The sequence below is a fragment of the Serratia sp. SSNIH1 genome, assembly GCF_002935055.1.
GTDB lineage: Bacteria > Pseudomonadota > Gammaproteobacteria > Enterobacterales > Enterobacteriaceae > Serratia > Serratia nevei.
Genome location: NZ_CP026383.1, coordinates 2,462,292 through 2,477,973, shown reverse-complemented (window position 1 = coordinate 2,477,973; position 15,682 = coordinate 2,462,292). Strand labels below are relative to the sequence as shown.

At 54.3% G+C, this 15,682-nt stretch carries 14 protein-coding genes and 1 pseudogene; 9 read left to right on the top strand and 6 right to left on the bottom strand.

Going from position 1 to position 15,682, the window contains the following annotated elements; all coding sequences use genetic code 11:
• The first annotated feature begins 270 nt into the window (after positions 1 to 270).
• Entirely contained in the window at positions 271 to 3,645 is a 3,375-nt protein-coding gene (gene rne, locus C3F38_RS11890; RefSeq protein WP_071934106.1) for a ribonuclease E, read from the top strand.
• A gap of 62 nt (positions 3,646 to 3,707) precedes the next feature.
• On the opposite strand, the gene C3F38_RS11885 is transcribed toward rne, so the two are convergent.
• Positions 3,708 to 3,995, bottom strand: a complete 288-nt coding sequence (locus C3F38_RS11885) for a putative quinol monooxygenase (RefSeq protein ID WP_015377446.1) — start codon at positions 3,993 to 3,995, stop codon at positions 3,708 to 3,710.
• A 213-nt stretch (positions 3,996 to 4,208) separates the two neighbouring features.
• On the opposite strand from C3F38_RS11885, the gene pyrC reads away from it, so the two are divergent.
• The 8 genes from pyrC to C3F38_RS11845 all read left to right on the top strand — a co-directional run bounded on the left by pyrC (position 4,209) and on the right by C3F38_RS11845 (position 9,767).
• On the top strand, positions 4,209 to 5,255 hold the full coding sequence (gene pyrC / locus C3F38_RS11880) for a dihydroorotase (protein ID WP_038875502.1): 1,047 nt from the start codon (positions 4,209 to 4,211) through the stop codon (positions 5,253 to 5,255).
• Positions 5,256 to 5,330: 75 nt separating this feature from the next.
• Complete coding sequence (dinI, locus tag C3F38_RS11875; protein WP_038875499.1) at positions 5,331 to 5,570, top strand: DNA damage-inducible protein I; 240 nt, start codon at positions 5,331 to 5,333, stop codon at positions 5,568 to 5,570.
• Between the two features lie 130 nt (positions 5,571 to 5,700).
• On the top strand, positions 5,701 to 5,979 hold the full coding sequence (locus C3F38_RS11870; protein ID WP_038875495.1) for a hypothetical protein: 279 nt from the start codon (positions 5,701 to 5,703) through the stop codon (positions 5,977 to 5,979).
• 201 nt (positions 5,980 to 6,180) lie between these two features.
• Positions 6,181 to 6,435, top strand: a complete 255-nt coding sequence (gene bssS, locus C3F38_RS11865) for a biofilm formation regulator BssS (RefSeq protein ID WP_004927812.1) — start codon at positions 6,181 to 6,183, stop codon at positions 6,433 to 6,435.
• Positions 6,436 to 6,576: 141 nt separating this feature from the next.
• A complete protein-coding gene (gene solA, locus C3F38_RS11860; protein ID WP_055317320.1) occupies positions 6,577 to 7,692 on the top strand; it encodes an N-methyl-L-tryptophan oxidase in 1,116 nt (371 codons plus the stop codon).
• A gap of 216 nt (positions 7,693 to 7,908) precedes the next feature.
• A complete protein-coding gene (locus tag C3F38_RS11855) occupies positions 7,909 to 8,535 on the top strand; it encodes a LuxR C-terminal-related transcriptional regulator (RefSeq protein ID WP_038875489.1) in 627 nt (208 codons plus the stop codon).
• Positions 8,536 to 8,657: 122 nt separating this feature from the next.
• Positions 8,658 to 8,774 carry a DUF2770 family protein gene (locus tag C3F38_RS11850; protein WP_004927822.1) on the top strand — a complete coding sequence of 39 codons (117 nt, stop codon included), beginning with the start codon at positions 8,658 to 8,660 and terminating at the stop codon, positions 8,772 to 8,774.
• A gap of 3 nt (positions 8,775 to 8,777) precedes the next feature.
• Positions 8,778 to 9,767, top strand: a complete 990-nt coding sequence (locus C3F38_RS11845) for a zinc-dependent alcohol dehydrogenase family protein (RefSeq protein WP_047727808.1) — start codon at positions 8,778 to 8,780, stop codon at positions 9,765 to 9,767.
• Positions 9,768 to 10,115: 348 nt separating this feature from the next.
• On the opposite strand, the pseudogene C3F38_RS11840 reads toward C3F38_RS11845, so the two are convergent.
• From C3F38_RS11840 to C3F38_RS11815, 5 genes and pseudogenes are all read right to left on the bottom strand, one after another.
• Positions 10,116 to 11,326 (bottom strand): annotated as a pseudogene (locus tag C3F38_RS11840) (IS3 family transposase); the annotation flags it as partial.
• Between the two features lie 393 nt (positions 11,327 to 11,719).
• A complete protein-coding gene (locus C3F38_RS11830) occupies positions 11,720 to 12,136 on the bottom strand; it encodes a ParB N-terminal domain-containing protein (RefSeq protein WP_071605388.1) in 417 nt (138 codons plus the stop codon).
• Between the two features lie 7 nt (positions 12,137 to 12,143).
• Positions 12,144 to 13,328 (bottom strand): aminotransferase class V-fold PLP-dependent enzyme, encoded by a 1,185-nt coding sequence (locus tag C3F38_RS11825; protein ID WP_055317319.1) that lies wholly within the window; start codon positions 13,326 to 13,328, stop codon positions 12,144 to 12,146.
• On the bottom strand, positions 13,297 to 14,457 hold the full coding sequence (locus tag C3F38_RS11820) for an ABC transporter substrate-binding protein (protein WP_055317318.1): 1,161 nt from the start codon (positions 14,455 to 14,457) through the stop codon (positions 13,297 to 13,299). The genes C3F38_RS11825 and C3F38_RS11820 overlap by 32 nt, the downstream gene beginning before the upstream one ends.
• A complete protein-coding gene (locus C3F38_RS11815; RefSeq protein ID WP_047727818.1) occupies positions 14,454 to 15,680 on the bottom strand; it encodes an MFS transporter in 1,227 nt (408 codons plus the stop codon). Before C3F38_RS11815 ends, C3F38_RS11820 begins: the two co-directional genes overlap by 4 nt.
• Positions 15,681 to 15,682 lie beyond the last annotated feature (2 nt).

The following is a 15,682-nucleotide window of genomic DNA, read 5'->3' as shown; positions in this document are numbered from 1 at the left end:
GCGAAATCAAACAATTAGCGGGCTGCGGGTTGCAGCTTGGCCGGCAAATGGAATCAGATCTGTCGACGTAATTCAGAGGCTATTCCCCTAGTAAAAGTGCTGTCTTTCACAAAGAAAAGCAGGCTTACCGAGATAATGCGCCCCTATGCAGGCGACAACCGTGAGGTTGACGGCTTTGCGAGAAGACACGGGGCTTTCGGTTTAACTCCGGCCATGAGGTTATTTTGCCCGCAGCTTTGTCGATAATGTAAAAATAACGAGTAAGTTAAGATGAAAAGAATGTTGATTAACGCAACTCAGCAGGAAGAGTTGCGTGTTGCCCTCGTAGATGGACAGCGGCTGTATGATTTGGATATCGAAAGTCCGGGTCATGAGCAGAAAAAAGCGAATATTTACAAAGGCAAAATCACCCGCATTGAACCAAGTCTTGAAGCAGCGTTCGTGGACTACGGCGCAGAACGACATGGTTTCCTCCCCCTTAAAGAAATCGCCCGCGAATACTTCCCTAGCAATTACTCTTCCCATGGCCGCCCGAACATCAAAGATGTGCTGCGCGAAGGCCAGGAAGTCATCGTTCAGGTAGACAAAGAAGAACGTGGCAACAAAGGCGCCGCCTTGACCACCTTCATCAGCCTCGCGGGCAGCTATCTGGTGCTGATGCCGAACAACCCGCGTGCCGGCGGTATTTCCCGCCGCATCGAGGGCGACGATCGCACCGAGCTGAAAGAAGCGCTCTCCTCGTTGCAACTGCCGGACGGCATGGGCCTGATCGTTCGCACCGCGGGCGTAGGCAAATCCGCCGACGCGCTGCAGTGGGATCTCTCCTTCCGTCTCAAGCACTGGGAAGCGATTAAAAAAGCCGCCGAGGGCCGCCCTGCGCCGTTCCTGATCCACCAGGAAAGCAACGTTATCGTGCGCGCCTTCCGCGATTACCTGCGCCCGGACATCGGCGAAATCCTGATCGACAACCCGAAAATTCTCGATCTGGCCAAAGAGCACATCGCTGCGCTGGGCCGCCCGGATTTCAGCAGCAAAATTAAACTGTACAGCGGTGAAATCCCTCTGTTCAGCCACTACCAGATCGAATCGCAGATCGAATCCGCCTTCCAGCGTGAAGTGCGCCTGCCGTCCGGCGGTTCGATCGTCATCGACAGCACCGAAGCGCTGACCGCCATCGACATCAACTCCGCCCGCGCAACCCGCGGCGGCGACATCGAAGAGACGGCGTTCAACACCAACCTGGAAGCGGCGGACGAGATCGCTCGCCAGCTGCGCCTGCGTGACCTTGGCGGCCTGATCGTCATCGACTTCATCGACATGACGCCGGTTCGCCACCAGCGCGAAGTGGAAAACCGCCTGCGCGACGCCGTGCGCCAGGACCGTGCGCGCATCCAGATCGGCCGCATTTCCCGTTTCGGCCTGCTGGAAATGTCTCGTCAGCGCCTCAGCCCGTCGCTGGGCGAGTCCAGCCACCACGTGTGCCCACGCTGTAACGGCACCGGCACCATCCGCGACAACGAATCGCTGGCGCTGTCCATCCTGCGCCTGATCGAAGAAGAAGCGCTGAAGGAAAACACCAAAGAAGTTCACGCTATCGTGCCGGTTCAGGTCGCTTCGTACCTGCTGAACGAAAAGCGCGAATCCGTCAGCGCGATCGAAAAACGCCAGGGCGGCGTGAAAGCCGTCATCGTGCCGAACGATCAGATGCAAACCCCGCACTACTCGGTGCTGCGTGTGCGTAAAGGTGAAGAAACCTCTACCCTGAGCTACCTGCTGCCGAAGCTGCATGAAGAAGACATGGAGCGCCCGCTGGAAGATGCGCCGATGGAACGCAAGCGTCCGGAGCAACCGGCCCTGGCTTCCTTCTCCCTGTCCGCCGATGCGCCGCCGCCGGCTGAAGAAGCTGTCGCCGTGGCCAAGCCTGCCGCTGCCGCCGCCAAGGCTCAAGCCACAGCGCCGGTCGCCGCCAAGCCGGGCTTCCTGGGCCGCCTGTTCGGGGGTTTGAAGAGCCTGTTCGCCGGTGAAGAACAACCTGCCGTCGAAGAAGCCAAACCGGCCGAAACGCCGAAGGCGGAAGGCAACGGTGAAAACCGTCGTCAGGATCGTCGCGGTCAACGCCGTCAAGGCACCGGCCGTAAAGAGCGCGGTGAGCGTGCCGATCGTCCGGAACGCGGCGAGCGTAAAGAGCGCGGTGAAGGCCGTGACAATCGCGAGCGCGACAACCGTGAACCGCGTGAGAACCGTGAAGGCCGTGAATCGCGTGAATCCCGTGATGAACAGCGCCGTAACCGCCGCAACCAGCAGCAGAACGCACCGGTCGCTGAGGAAACCGCCTCGGAAGAAAGCGCTAAAGCGCCGCGCGAAGATCAGCAGCAGCGTCGTGAGCAACGTGCTGAACGCCAGCGTCGTCGTCAGGAAGAGAAGCGCCAGGCTCAGCAGGAAGTGAAAGCGCTGGAAAGCGTTGACGCGATCGAGAGCACCGACGAAGAGCAGGAAGAACGCCAGCAGCAGAACATGCAACGCCGTCAGCGCCGCCCTCTGTCGCAGAAAGTGCGCATCCTGTCTGCGGAAGAAGAACTGCAGCGTGCAGCGGAAGAACTGCTGGCGCCGAAAGCGCCGGTAGCGAAAGCCGCCGACGCGCAGCCGACTGCCGACGACAGCGTCAAGCTGCTGCCGGAAACCGTTGCCGCTCAGCCGGAAGACGATGCCCAGGGCGAAAACCGCGGCAACGGCGAAGGCATGCCGCGTCGCTCCCGTCGTTCACCGCGTCACCTGCGCGTCAGCGGCCAGCGCCGCCGCCGTTACCGTGATGAGCGTTACCCGCTGCAATCCCCAATGCCGCTGGCAGGCGCATTCGCTTCGCCGGAAATGGCGTCGGGCAAAGTCTGGGTAAGCTACCCGGTTGCTCAGGTTGAAGAAACCGAAGTGCAGGCCGAAGTCGTAGAACAGGCAGCGGCACCGGTTGTCGCCGCAGCGGTTGAACAACACAGCGTTGCCGTGGAAGAAACTCAGGCTGCGGCCAGCGTCAACGAGCCGGCACCAGAAGCCGCCGTTGAAACTGCAGCCGTCACCGTAACGGAAGAAGCGGCAGCCGTGGCACCGGTCGTTGCCACCCCGGCCGAGGAAACCCCGGCATCGGTGGAAGCCGCACCGGCACCTGCCGCAGTTGAAGAGCCGAAAGCGGAAGAGACTGCCCCGGCAGTGGAAGCCGAGCCGGTAGCTGAAGCCGTAACTGCAGAGCCTGTGGTTGAAGCCAAGCTGGTGGAAGAGAAGCCTGTGGTCGAAACTGCACCGGTAGAAGCCACGCCAGCGGAAGAAACGCCAGTGGTAGAAGCCGCACCTGCGGCAGCCGCCGTAGAAGCCGCTCCGGTCGAAAAAGCCCCAGCGCCAATCGCCGCGGAACCTGCGCCTGTGGTTGCTCAGCAGCCGGCACCGGTAAAAGCCGTGCAGGACGTGCTGTACAAACACATCGCCACTGCGCCGATGACCAAAGCGCCTGCGCCGGCCTACGTGCCGGAAGAACGCAAGCACAGCGATTGGCAGCGCCCTTCCTTCAACTTTGAAGGCAAAGGCTCCGCAGGCGGCCATTCGGCGGTGAGCCAGGCGACCGCGCCGGCCACTAAGCCGCAGCCGGTTAACGAATGAGTTAATCTGCAACCCTAAAAAAAACCCGCCATCGGCGGGTTTTTTCTTGCCGGTAAAAAGGCTCAGGCTATCTTTTTCAGTTTCTTGATGTCCAAAACATCCAACTTGCCGTCAAGCCGGCTGACGAACTGCTGAAAATGCGCCGTCTCATTATGCTTATCCAGCGCTTCACTGCTGGCCCAACGCTCAAAGAACACGAAGACACCCGGTTTTTCCAGATCGCGATGCAAATCATACTGCAGGTTGCCCAACTCCTGGCGGCTCGGCTCGATAATATCGTGCACCGCTTCGCTGACGGCGGCTTCAAATCCCGCTTTCGCTTGCAGGGTGGCGATAACGCGTACTTCCATTGCTTTCTCCCTTTCCACTTGATGAAGGTCGACGGTATTGGCGTCGGCATCGTTGAAATCTCTGCCACTATGCGCCCGCCGCCCTATTGATTTCAACTTGTCGCCAACAAACAGATGCATCTCAGGCACTTTCCGCTTATCCTTACACCCCGGCGTGAATAAACCCATTATTCGCTTTTCATTAGACGTATTTGACCGCCGGAGCCTAGCTAGATGACCGCACAACCTCAAGTTCTGAAAATCCGCCGCCCAGACGACTGGCATATCCACCTGCGTGACGACGAGATGCTGAAAACGGTGGTGCCCTATACCAGCCAGGTATTTGGCCGGGCGATCGTGATGCCGAACCTGGTTCCCCCCGTAACGACCGTGGCCGCCGCGCGCGCCTACCGCGATCGCATTCTGGCGGCGGTCCCGCAGGGCCACAACTTCACTCCGCTGATGACCTGCTACCTGACCAACTCCCTGGCCGCCAGTGAACTGGTCAACGGCTTCGAGCAAGGGGTGTTTACCGCCGCCAAGCTGTATCCGGCCAACGCTACGACCAACTCCAGCCACGGCGTCAGCGACGTGACCGGCATTTACCCGCTGTTCGAACAGATGCAAAAAATCGGCATGCCGCTGCTGATCCACGGCGAAGTGACCGATCCTGCCGTCGATATTTTCGACCGCGAGGCGCGCTTTATCGAACAGGTCATGGAACCTATCCGCCGCCAGTTCCCGGAGCTGAAGATCGTTTTCGAGCACATCACCACCAAAGAAGCGGCGCAATATGTGCAGGCAGGCAATCGTTTCCTCGGCGCCACCATCACGCCACAGCACCTGATGTTCAACCGCAACCACATGCTGGTGGGCGGCATTCGCCCACACCTGTTCTGCCTGCCGATCCTCAAGCGCAATGTCCACCAGGAAGCGCTGCGTCAGGCGGTCGCCAGCGGTTCGGATCGTTTCTTCCTCGGCACCGACTCCGCGCCGCATCTCAAGCACCGCAAAGAATCCAGCTGTGGCTGCGCCGGCTGCTTCAACGCGCCGAATGCCATCCCGGCTTACGCTGCCGTGTTCGAACAACTCGGCGCGTTGGAGCACTTTGAAGCCTTCTGCTCGCTCAACGGTCCACGCTTCTATGGTCTGCCGCTCAACGAAGACTTCATCGAGCTGCAGCGCGTGCCAACCACCCAACCGGAAGAGATCGCCCTGGGCAATGAATCCGTGATCCCCTTCCTGGCCGGTGAAACCCTGAACTGGTCGCTGAAAGACTGATATTTTTGCTCCGCCCTCTTGCCCCCGCATGCGGTTAACTGTATAAATAAACAGTAAATCGCTTCGGGGGCAATTATGCGTGTTGAAGTCACTATAGATAAAACCCGGCCGCTGCCGGCGGGTGCCATTGAGGCGCTGACCGGCGAACTGGGCAAGCGGGTCAATCGCCAGTTTCCAGACGCCGTCGTGCAAGTACGTTATGCCGGCGCCAACGGCCTCTCCGTGCTGGGAGGCGCCAAAACCGACCGGGATCTGATCGAGGAAATCCTTCAGGAAACCTGGGAAAGCGCGGACGAGTGGTTCAGCGCAGAATAACACTGCAATGCTGTTTTTGCCGGGGGTCGCTCTCCGGCTTTTTTGTTTCTGGCGCCCTGCCCATTCATCGCTTACCCTTACTTTGGAACAAAATCCGCCTCAGCGCTGTAGTTAACGCAAAGGAGTAAGCATGGCCCCGGACAAGGTGAAATCCGAAGACGCGATGACGTTTGGTGAACTGCTGGCGCTGATTGCCGATCAGAAAAGGCGCTTGAACGTATTGGAAGTGGCTTTCTCTTATCTGGCCTTCAGCCTGGATGACAAAGCCAACCAACTGCTGATCCACAGCCTGAAGCTGGAATCGCACAGCCAGAACCGCGACGCCGAAACGCAAAAACATTTCGCCCATTTGGCCGAAGAGCTGGAAAAATGCCTGCACGGCTCACCGCCGCCAGCCGGCGCGGAATAACGCCCTGCGCTTTACTCATCCAAAAATTCGCATACCGGTTTGTAGAATAATTGTTCGAATAAATATTTATTTTGCAAATTTCGGTGACAACCCCCTCCACCGATGAAAGCGGATGCGTATACTGTAATTGCTCTCATGATGATGAGCCGCATTGATCCTCGTTAGTCACTCACGGTAGTTACTACTCAATAAGGGGTCTTTATGGACAGAAATGATGAAGTAATTCAGACGCACCCGCTTGTCGGTTGGGATATCAGTACTGTCGACGTTTACGACGCCATGATGATACGCCTTCATTACCTGTCTTCACTAGACCAAACGCCAGAAGAAGCCCAAGTAGACAGAACGCTTTGGCTGACCACAGATGTCGCCCGTCAATTAATCAATATTTTAGAGGCCGGCATCGCCAAGATTGAAGCTACGGATTACCAGGATCTTGATCGCAGAAAACATTGATTCATCGTCCTCTAACCCCTGAGGCGCCGCGCCCCATTCCCGGCGCCTTTTTCTTTGCCTTTCGCCGTTCAATCAGTGCATTGCGCTCGGCAACCTTTTATCATGGGGCGATAAGAAATCGCTATCAGAGAGGGTGGGCACGTGGAATATGATTTGATTGTGGTGGGCAGCGGTTCAGTCGGCGCGGCGGCAGGGTATTACGCTACCCGGGCCGGCTTGAAAGTGCTGATGATCGACAGCGCCATTCCCCCGCACCGCAACGGCAGCCATCACGGCGATACCCGTATCATCCGTCACGCTTACGGCGAAGGTGAAAAGTACGTGCCGCTGGTGCTGCGCGCACAGGCGTTGTGGAATGCGCTGATTCAACAATCCGGCGAGGAACTGTTCCAGTCGTGCGGCGTGCTCAATTTGGGGCCGCAGCACTCCGAATTCATTCGCAATGCTCAGCAGAGCGCGCAGAAATTCCGCCTGAACGCACAAACCCTCAGTGCCGAACAGATCGCTCAACGCTGGCCGGAATTCCGCGCTCCGGAAGGTTACGTCGGCGTTTTCGAGCCGGACGCCGGCTTCCTGCGTTCCGAACTGGCGGTGGCCAGCCTGATCAAGCTGGCGAAAGAGGCCGGCTGCAGCCAGTTGTTCAACTGCCCGGTCAGCGCGGTGGAGCCTATCGATGGCGGCGTTGAGGTCGTCACCGGCGAAGGGCGTTTCACGGCGCAAAAAGCCGTGGTCACCGCCGGCACCTGGGTGAAAGCGCTGTTGCCGCAGCTGCCGATTACGCCATTGCGCAAGGTATTCTCCTGGCATCAGGCGGACGGCCGCTACAGCGTGAACAATCGCTTCCCGGCCTTTACCGTCGAAGCGCAGGACGGCACGCACTATTACGGCTTCCCGGCGGATAACGACGGCCTGAAAGTGGGTAAACACGACGGCGGGCAGCCGATGGATGCCCCCGAGCAGCGTAAACCCTTCGGTAGCTACGCCAGCGACGGTACCGAAGTTTTCTCCTTCCTGCGGCAGTTTTTGCCGGGTGTAGGCGTATGTTTACACGGCGAAGCCTGCAGTTATGACATGAGCCCCGACGAAGACTTTATTATCGATACCCTGCCGGAGTGCGATCGCCTGATGGTCATCAGCGGATTGAGCGGCCACGGCTTCAAGTTCGCCAGCGCGTTGGGTGAGATTGCCGCGCTGTTCGCGCAGGACAAAGCGCCGCCGGTCGACGTCTCCAGCTTTGGTCTGAAACGATTTAGCTAAGCGAAGGATTTCTCTGTCCAGGTTGCCGCAGAGCCCTGGACAGCAAAATTTGGCGGTTACAATTTATTAACCTGCTAACTCTTTTAAATACCAAGTAAAAATTCTGATAACGGAAATTTCTTGCATTCAGCATTTGAATTTCCGAATTGAACACTTGCAGTGTAAGTCCTATTTTACAGAAGATATGCTCCATCGGCTTTCAACAAGGACGTCACCATGAAACTACTTGTCGTGGACGAATGCTGCTTCACCCGGGTCGGTATAGCCAGCTACTTTGCTGATAGTGGGATTACAACGATCAAGTGCTGCCACAGCATTGAGTACGCTACGCCGCTGTTGGCCAGCTTTCAGCCGAGCCACATTCTGGTGAACCTCAGCAACCAGTGCCGCTATAACGAAGCGGACGCACAGCTGCTGGCGTTTATGGAAGCCAGTCAGTCTGCCTTGCTGTTTATCTATCTCGATACGCCTTACCCCTACAGCGAAACGCCAATGCGCATCGCCGATAACGCGTTCCTGTTCAATAAAAGCATTCTGCCGCTCACCTTGCGCACGCTGCGCGAAAATCCGCTGGCGCTGGCCGATGACGGCGAAGAGCGTTCCCTGTTCAGCCCGCAGGAACTGACGGTGATGAAATATTGGATGGCGGAAATGCCCAACTACCGCATCGCGAAAAAGCTGCAGATCAGCTCGCATACGGTGTATGTGCACAAGCGCCATATCACGGAGAAGATCAACGCGCGCAACCGGCTGGAGTTCTACTCGCTGTATAACGTGCTGCGTTATTTCTACCCGCCCAGCGCGCCAACGAATTCGACGCCGCTGGCGCTGCTGGCGGTGTAACATCAAGCCTGCGATAACGCAGGCTTTTTTATCGCCACTCTTCCAGCGCTCACGCGCGCCCCGCTATAAAAGGTGCCGAGAAAAGGACTATAATCAAAGGTCTCTTTCTTCAGGCGGCTGAAATGTTAAACCGAATACTGGCGGCTATCGTCAACAACGTGCGTGAGCACCTGGTGCTGTATCTTTGTCTGTGGCTGGTGCTGCTGGCGCTGGATGTCTATTTTTTCTTCGTGATGTAACCCATGCCGTCGTCATTTCCCCGATTGAGCTTCAGCCGCTTCGGCGATCCCGCCCAGGTGCTGGCGCTGCAGCAGACGAGCATGCCGTCGCTGCGCCCCGGCCGGCGGCTACTGCAGATGCGCTATGCCCCGATCAACCCTTCCGACCTGATCCCGATTCACGGCCAATACGCGCACCGCATCGCCCTGCCGCAGGTGCCTGGCTATGAAGGCGTAGGCGTCATCGTCGATCCGCAAAGCGGACGCTCGACCGGCCGACGCGCACTGGCGGTAGCGGGTGACGGCAGTTGGCAAACCTTCGTCACGTTGCCTGAAGAACGGGTGGTCTGGGTACCGGACGACATCGACGACGCCAGCGCAGCGCAAATCTATATCAACCCGCTCACCTGCTGGGTGCTGCTGACGCAATGGCTACCGCTCAGCGCCGGCGACGTGCTGCTGCTCAACGGCGGCGGCTCCGCCGTTAGCCTGCTGTTGGCGCAACTGACGGCGCTGCGTGGCATTCGTCTGGCGGTGGTGGTACGCAACCTCGCTCATCGCCCAGCGCTGCTGGCCGCCGGCGCCTGGCGCGTTATTGAAGCCCCGCAGCTGGCGCAAATGACCCACTTTGGCGCCCGCGCCGCTATCGACTGCATCGGCGGAGAAGACGGATTGCAGCTGGCGCGGGCGGTTCGCACCGGCGGCGACTTTGTGGCGCTGGGCCTGCTGGGTGGGCGCCAGGTGGACTGGCGGCGCGTGGTAGACGAATTGAAGCTGCGCGCTTCGCTGTTCCACTTGCGCAAATGGAATGCGCAGGCAGCACCGGCGCAGTGGCAAACGGCGTTTTATCAGCTATTCCAGCTGCTGCGACGCGGCCAGCTGGCTTTGCGCCCACCTGCCGCGATTTATCCTTTGCGTCAGTACGCAGCGGCGCTGCAGCACGCAGCCCTACCCGGCGTAAGCGGCAAAATATTCCTTACGCCGACGGTATCGGAGACGATTGCGGTGGATTAACCATTACTCAACGGGGTTCCCAATAAATAAAATACAATGGAGGAAGGAAAAGGCGCCTTTTCCGTTAATGCAAACTTATTAGTGGTGAGATGCCCTTTTATTAGGGCAACGGACATTATTATGCTATCAATCTCTACGCTTTGAGATAAGGCGCATCGTTACCCAAGAAATAACGATCGATAGCAAAATGAGCATGACAATTAAAGAGTCAAACGATGAACTCATTAAATCTAGTGGGTTTGAGATCTTCGCCACCTTTAAGTACGTATCCTCTGATAGATGCCTGAAAACAACTTCAGCCAGTACGACAAGCCAGGCAACAACAGCAGATTGGGGTTGTAGTGGTAAAGTAATACTGGCCACGGTTTTACAGTAAGAACGGTATCTGTTCTCTGATTCTTCCGGCGTCAGCCCCCCGTTGTAATGATGAGGTCTGACGCTATTGTCGTAATTCAGGATATAACCGCCGATTTGACGCCGGGCCTCATCACTCCCCGCGTAACCATTTGTCGGAACCATTCTGTTTTCAGACTACGGAAGAAGCGTTCCATTGGGCTGTTATCCCAGCAGTTCCCTCGCCGACTGACGCTTTGCTTTATCCTGTAACGCCAAAGAACTTGTTGATATTTAAGGCCGGTATACTGGCTTCCTTGATCACTATGGAACATGACCTACCGGGGTTGGCCACGCATCTCATAGGCCATCCGTAGGGCACGACTTACCCACGCTGTATCGGCATTCGCTGACAGACTCCAGCCGATAATTCTGCGGACAAAAAGATCCATGACAACTGCCAGATAGCACCAGCGATGCCCTGCCCAGATGTACGTAATATCTCCACACCATACCCGGTCTGGCTCCGGCACAGTGAACTGACGCTCGAGTAAATTCGGCAAACAGATATGTTCCTGGCGGGGATTTTTTATACTGATGTTTTCCGGGCTGACAACTGCTCAGATTCAGGTATTTCATGAGACGCCCGGCACGGTAACGACTCATCGGGACGCCGTTCTGGGTCAGCATTTCAGCCAGAGTGCGTGCACCAGCAGAGCCCCGACTCTGGTTCCATGCTTGGCGTATTTCGCTGTACAACCTGACTCGCGCCGGATTGACAGTATCGCGTCGTTTTCGCCAGTATCGGTAACTGCTACGGTGTATTCCCAGAGCGGAGCAAAGGGTAACAACCGTGTGGCTGTCACTCAGCCTGGCAACTATCGTTAACCGTTCAGTGAGTCGGACATCAAGAGCGCAGTAGCCTTATTTAATATCGTATTCTGTTACTCCAGGCGGCGAACCTGCTTTTCCAGCTCGCGGATACGTTGCTGCTCTGCAGTCATGGGGGTCGCAGAAGTCGTGATCCCCTGACACACTCGCCTGAGCTGGCGTACCCGGCTTTCAAGCGTGGTAAAGCCGACATTCATCGCCTCACTGGCTTGCCGATACGAGTATCCCTTATCAACAATCAGCTGTGCACATTCCAGCCTGGACTCAGGGGTGAAAGTACGCTTAGTTTTCTTGTTCATTAAGTCACCTGTTTCATGTTGGAGTGAGAATATCACCTTTAATCAGGTGGGCAAATTTACTGTGCCACTACAGTTGAAACCGTTTCTCATGTCAGTGATGCCGGCGACCAGTCAGATTTTTGTGCCTTTCCGCCCTTTCCAAAAGCCATCTCTGTCAGTTGAATCAACGGAACACGCTGCTGGCAGATGTTATCGACAAGCTCAATCGTTTTAGCAGGTATATATTTGTCGATAGAGTTGGTTTTTGTAAAAACCTCTAAGCATTGGCGATTATTAAAATGTCATGAGCTAAGTAATGACAGAGTTTCTAAAAGCATTCACTACAAGTAGCAAAACCTCAGTGATTCCACAGTCCATGCCAACTCCCTAGTGCAAAACTATTCCAGCAAAAAAGGCTCCGGTATTAATTTTTTTCAGAGCCAACAATAGTTACATGGTTAATGAATTTATATCGAGTAACTGCCTTAGCTGAAAATCAACAACTGGAAGAACCGGTGAAAATAAATGACGAGTGGTTTTATACGGAAAAATTTTTCCTTGGTTGACTATGTGCTCTCTGATTTTTAACGGGCAGAACGGCTCACCATTATTCCAGTCGTGTACTCTCACGCGTACATCAGTATAGTCAAGCAATATACAAGGAAGGTACGTTAGCCCAAGATTATTGGCCACGCGATATCGATGGTTGCCATCCATAATGATCCCCGTGTTTTTTTCAATGGGAACGGGTGTTATCCATTTTTGGCAACGCGCTATCTCCTCTGTTAATGCTATAACATGTTCCATGTTGACCTCTTCAGAGGGACGGATCAAGGCAACTGGATGTAATATTACCTCATACTGCATGTTCACCTCACCTGAAATTTTCAAGGGCATTAAGTAAGATATCTATCTCATCTTCACTGTTATACGCATGAACGGATGCACGAACGACTGACTCCAGCCCACGATTTCGCATGTCAATGAATGTCGAACTCGATCGAGAACATGAGACATTAATTCGACGTGGTTGAGCCGATAGGTATTCCTTAACAGATTCAGCTGTTTTATTTTTAACTGTAAATGTAACGATTCCTGACAGATTCTCTCCTTTATCCTGTAACTGAACGTGCGGTATACATTTCAGGCCTGAGCGAAGTTGCTTAGCCAAATTAAAAATCCTTTGCGTTACTTTACCTTGCCCTAACGAAAGCGCATATTTCGCGGCCGCCCCCAGGCCAAGCCTGTCAGCAATATTTGCCTCCCAGCATTCGAATCGTCGGGCTCCTTCGCTAATATGATAACGCTGCTCATCTATAAGACTGGCAGCATGGTGATCAAGCCACACCGGTTCAATATTCGAACTCAGGGTGCTGTCCATCCATAAAAAACCCGTACCGCGTGGAGCTCTCAGGTATTTACGCCCTGAGGCTGTTAACACGTGGCACCCAATTTTTTGGACATCAAGTTGTAAATGTCCAATACCCTGGCAAGCATCAAGGAAAAACCACACGTCAGCATCACGAGCAAGGGCGCCTATTTTTTCTACCGGCTGTATTGGTCCTCCATGAGTTCCCAGTATTGGGAGACTGATTAATCTGACTCGAGGATTGTCAAGGGCATGTTGTAACTGCTTCAGACAAACAGCCCCATCCTCATCCGCTTCCAGAATGTTGATCTGAATGCCATCACGTTTTTGTCGTTGCAGGTAAGGTATATAATTGCCTGCATATTCAGTGGTCGAAGTCAGGATGATATCCCCTGGGCGCAAGGGAAGAGAGTAGAATGCGATGTCCCAGGCCCGGGTAGCATTTTCCACAAGCGCGATATCTGCAGGCTTTGCCTGGATCAATTTCGCCAGATAACCATATATATCACCAAGCCATTGGCGCTCACGATCTGCGGCTTCATACCCACCGAGGGTAATTTCTTTTAAATAGTGTTCATGTACAGCCTGTATAACCGGGACAGGCATTAAGCTTGCTCCTGCATTGTTAAAATGAATAACATGCTCAGTCCCTGGCGTGTCAGCGCGGAGTTGTGCCAGACTTAACGTCATGGTTATTCTCCTCTTTTTGCAGGCTTACCATATATCCGGATTGATACGGAACGGGAAGAAATTCCTGATGCAGGCGACGGAATGTGTCATCAGCGTCCAGGTCCGCGAATAATTGTGGATGTATCCATCTGGCTAGTTGCTGGATGGCAATGACATCATACGGGCTGTTGTAGAACTGATGCCAGATGGCGAAAAATGCGCTATTACGGCGTGCAGTGCTATCTGCATAAGCTGGACGGCTGGTGAACCATGCCAGCTTACGCCTGGATTCGTCGATATTGACGCCCGGCCCGAGAGGGATCCACCTTCCACCAGGAACGAAGGCCTGAAAATTCCCGCTGGTGAGTATGACGACATCAGGATTTGCAGCTATCACCTTTTCAGGATTTAACGTAAAAAATGAACCGGGAGCAAGATTGGCTGCGATATTGTCTCCTCCGGCTAATTTAGTAAAACGCCCAAAGCTCCCCTTGCCAAAGGTCATACAGCATTCTTCTGAATAACCTCCAAGACGTTCTAAAAATACCTTTGGCAATGGATTCTTTAATTTTAAAGTCCTGGATGTGACGCGTTGTAACTCACTCTCGCGAAATTTCAAATAGGCTTCAGAGCGTTCCGATTGGCCAAATAACTCGCCAAATAGTTTCACTGTTGGAGGAATATGTGCAATAGGGTCATACCGAAAATCCACGTAGACAATTGGGATACCCGCACTGGCAAGTGCGGCTTCATACCCTGAGTCAACAATGGCATTTCGCGCATCCATATTCATGATGATGACGTCAGGTTTCAGATTAATAGCCTGTTCGATATCGAAGGCCCCTTGCTCGCGGCCCCCAAATGTCGGGATTTTCTCCAGTTGTGGAAACTGTTGCCGGTACTGCTGCCATGTTGCCGGATCTGACTGTATTAAATCTTTCCGCCAGGCCACTATCCTCTTGGCAGGATTTTCTTTATCAAGCATGGCGACCAGATACAGTTGGCGCCCTTCCCCAAGGATGACACGCTGTACCGGTAATTTGATGTTAACGGTCCGGCCGAAGAGATCGGTTACAGGCGTCATCGTCTGTTCAGCATGAGCAACTGATGAGGTTAACAATACAATAAAGAGCACAAGTCGTAATATCATTTCTCATAACCTATTTTCTTGTTGAATTCCCTTGAAGAGCGGCTGATTTTTAACGTAATAATTAAAGTCATGGAATACATGACCGCAACGCAAAGAAACAACGCTGACAACCCTGGCCAGAGAAGGACTACGCCCCCCAAAGCAATACCTGCAATGGAGGCGAACTGGCTGATACTCTGGACTACCCCCAATATATACCCTTGCATACCTTCGGCTGTTGTACGCGAGATTAATGCGGTAAGCACAGGCGTGGTTGCGCCAAGGAGAATTCCCCATAAAAAATAAAGCCCGATAAACCAGAGGGTTTCCCTTACTGTAGCCAGCAGCAGTGTTACCAGGATACATCCCATGATGACCCCCACCATTCGGTAGAGCGTGCTGGCTATATCGTGCGCTTCAAACAATCTTGCCCAGAGAGACGCTGATACAATCACTCCCGTAGCCTGTAATCCATAAGCTAATCCTGTTAGCCAATTAGGGGCATTGAACACCGTGCTGACATAAAGAGAAAAAGGCGTTTGCGTAATCATGCGGCTCATTAATAACAAGCCAAGAACCGTCAGTAAGCCAACAATGACGCCATTGTTGATTCCAGTTGGAGTCCTTTTCTTATCTTTTGAATGAACAGCTGAAGTGGACGAGACTTCATGAGGAGCATCAGCAGGTAATATGAAAAGAACAATCAGTGCACACAGCGTACAAATAATAAATGCGCTGACGTTTATCCAGAAGAAACTCAGTAGATCGAGAATGGCTCCCCCGATAATCGCCCCTGCCAAAGAGCCTGCGTTGGTTGACACCTGTAACCAGGCAAAAAGTCTCGTACGCTGTGCCGCTGGCACCATTGCAATACCATAGGCCTGAGCCGGCGCAATATAACCCGCACAGGTACCCTGCAAAAAACGTAAAATAAGCACCAGCCAGACTTCATTGGCGAAAGCAAGCCCGAGTTGCGTTAATGCCAGGCCCATCAGTGCGCGGATCATCATGACTTTATTGCCCGTTTTGTCGCCTACCCGCCCCCAGAATGTACTGGTTAGCATAACGCCAAGCATCGGCGCTATATACACTCCCGTGCCAGCGATGCTCAGTAGTTCTGTGGACGTCATACTTTCGAGATGAAGCGGCCAAAAAGGGCCACTCATTTCCATCGCTCCCATCGAAAGCAGTTGCACGATAAACAGAAACTGGACAATAAAAGTCACGCTGCCCGTTACGCGCATCC

What these genes read in the sequence shown, in the direction of transcription:
- rne (WP_071934106.1), top strand. Translation starts at nt 271, where the DNA reads ATGAAAAGAATGTTGATTAACGCAACTCAGCAGGAAGAGTTGCGTGTT.
- C3F38_RS11885 (WP_015377446.1), bottom strand. Translation starts at nt 3,995, where the DNA reads ATGGAAGTACGCGTTATCGCCACCCTGCAAGCGAAAGCGGGATTTGAA.
- pyrC (WP_038875502.1), top strand. Translation starts at nt 4,209, where the DNA reads ATGACCGCACAACCTCAAGTTCTGAAAATCCGCCGCCCAGACGACTGG.
- dinI (WP_038875499.1), top strand. Translation starts at nt 5,331, where the DNA reads ATGCGTGTTGAAGTCACTATAGATAAAACCCGGCCGCTGCCGGCGGGT.
- C3F38_RS11870 (WP_038875495.1), top strand. Translation starts at nt 5,701, where the DNA reads ATGGCCCCGGACAAGGTGAAATCCGAAGACGCGATGACGTTTGGTGAA.
- bssS (WP_004927812.1), top strand. Translation starts at nt 6,181, where the DNA reads ATGGACAGAAATGATGAAGTAATTCAGACGCACCCGCTTGTCGGTTGG.
- C3F38_RS11855 (WP_038875489.1), top strand. Translation starts at nt 7,909, where the DNA reads ATGAAACTACTTGTCGTGGACGAATGCTGCTTCACCCGGGTCGGTATA.
- C3F38_RS11850 (WP_004927822.1), top strand. Translation starts at nt 8,658, where the DNA reads ATGTTAAACCGAATACTGGCGGCTATCGTCAACAACGTGCGTGAGCAC.
- C3F38_RS11845 (WP_047727808.1), top strand. Translation starts at nt 8,778, where the DNA reads ATGCCGTCGTCATTTCCCCGATTGAGCTTCAGCCGCTTCGGCGATCCC.
- C3F38_RS11830 (WP_071605388.1), bottom strand. Translation starts at nt 12,136, where the DNA reads ATGCAGTATGAGGTAATATTACATCCAGTTGCCTTGATCCGTCCCTCT.
- C3F38_RS11825 (WP_055317319.1), bottom strand. Translation starts at nt 13,328, where the DNA reads ATGACGTTAAGTCTGGCACAACTCCGCGCTGACACGCCAGGGACTGAG.
- C3F38_RS11820 (WP_055317318.1), bottom strand. Translation starts at nt 14,457, where the DNA reads ATGATATTACGACTTGTGCTCTTTATTGTATTGTTAACCTCATCAGTT.
- C3F38_RS11815 (WP_047727818.1), bottom strand. Translation starts at nt 15,680, where the DNA reads ATGCGCGTAACGGGCAGCGTGACTTTTATTGTCCAGTTTCTGTTTATC.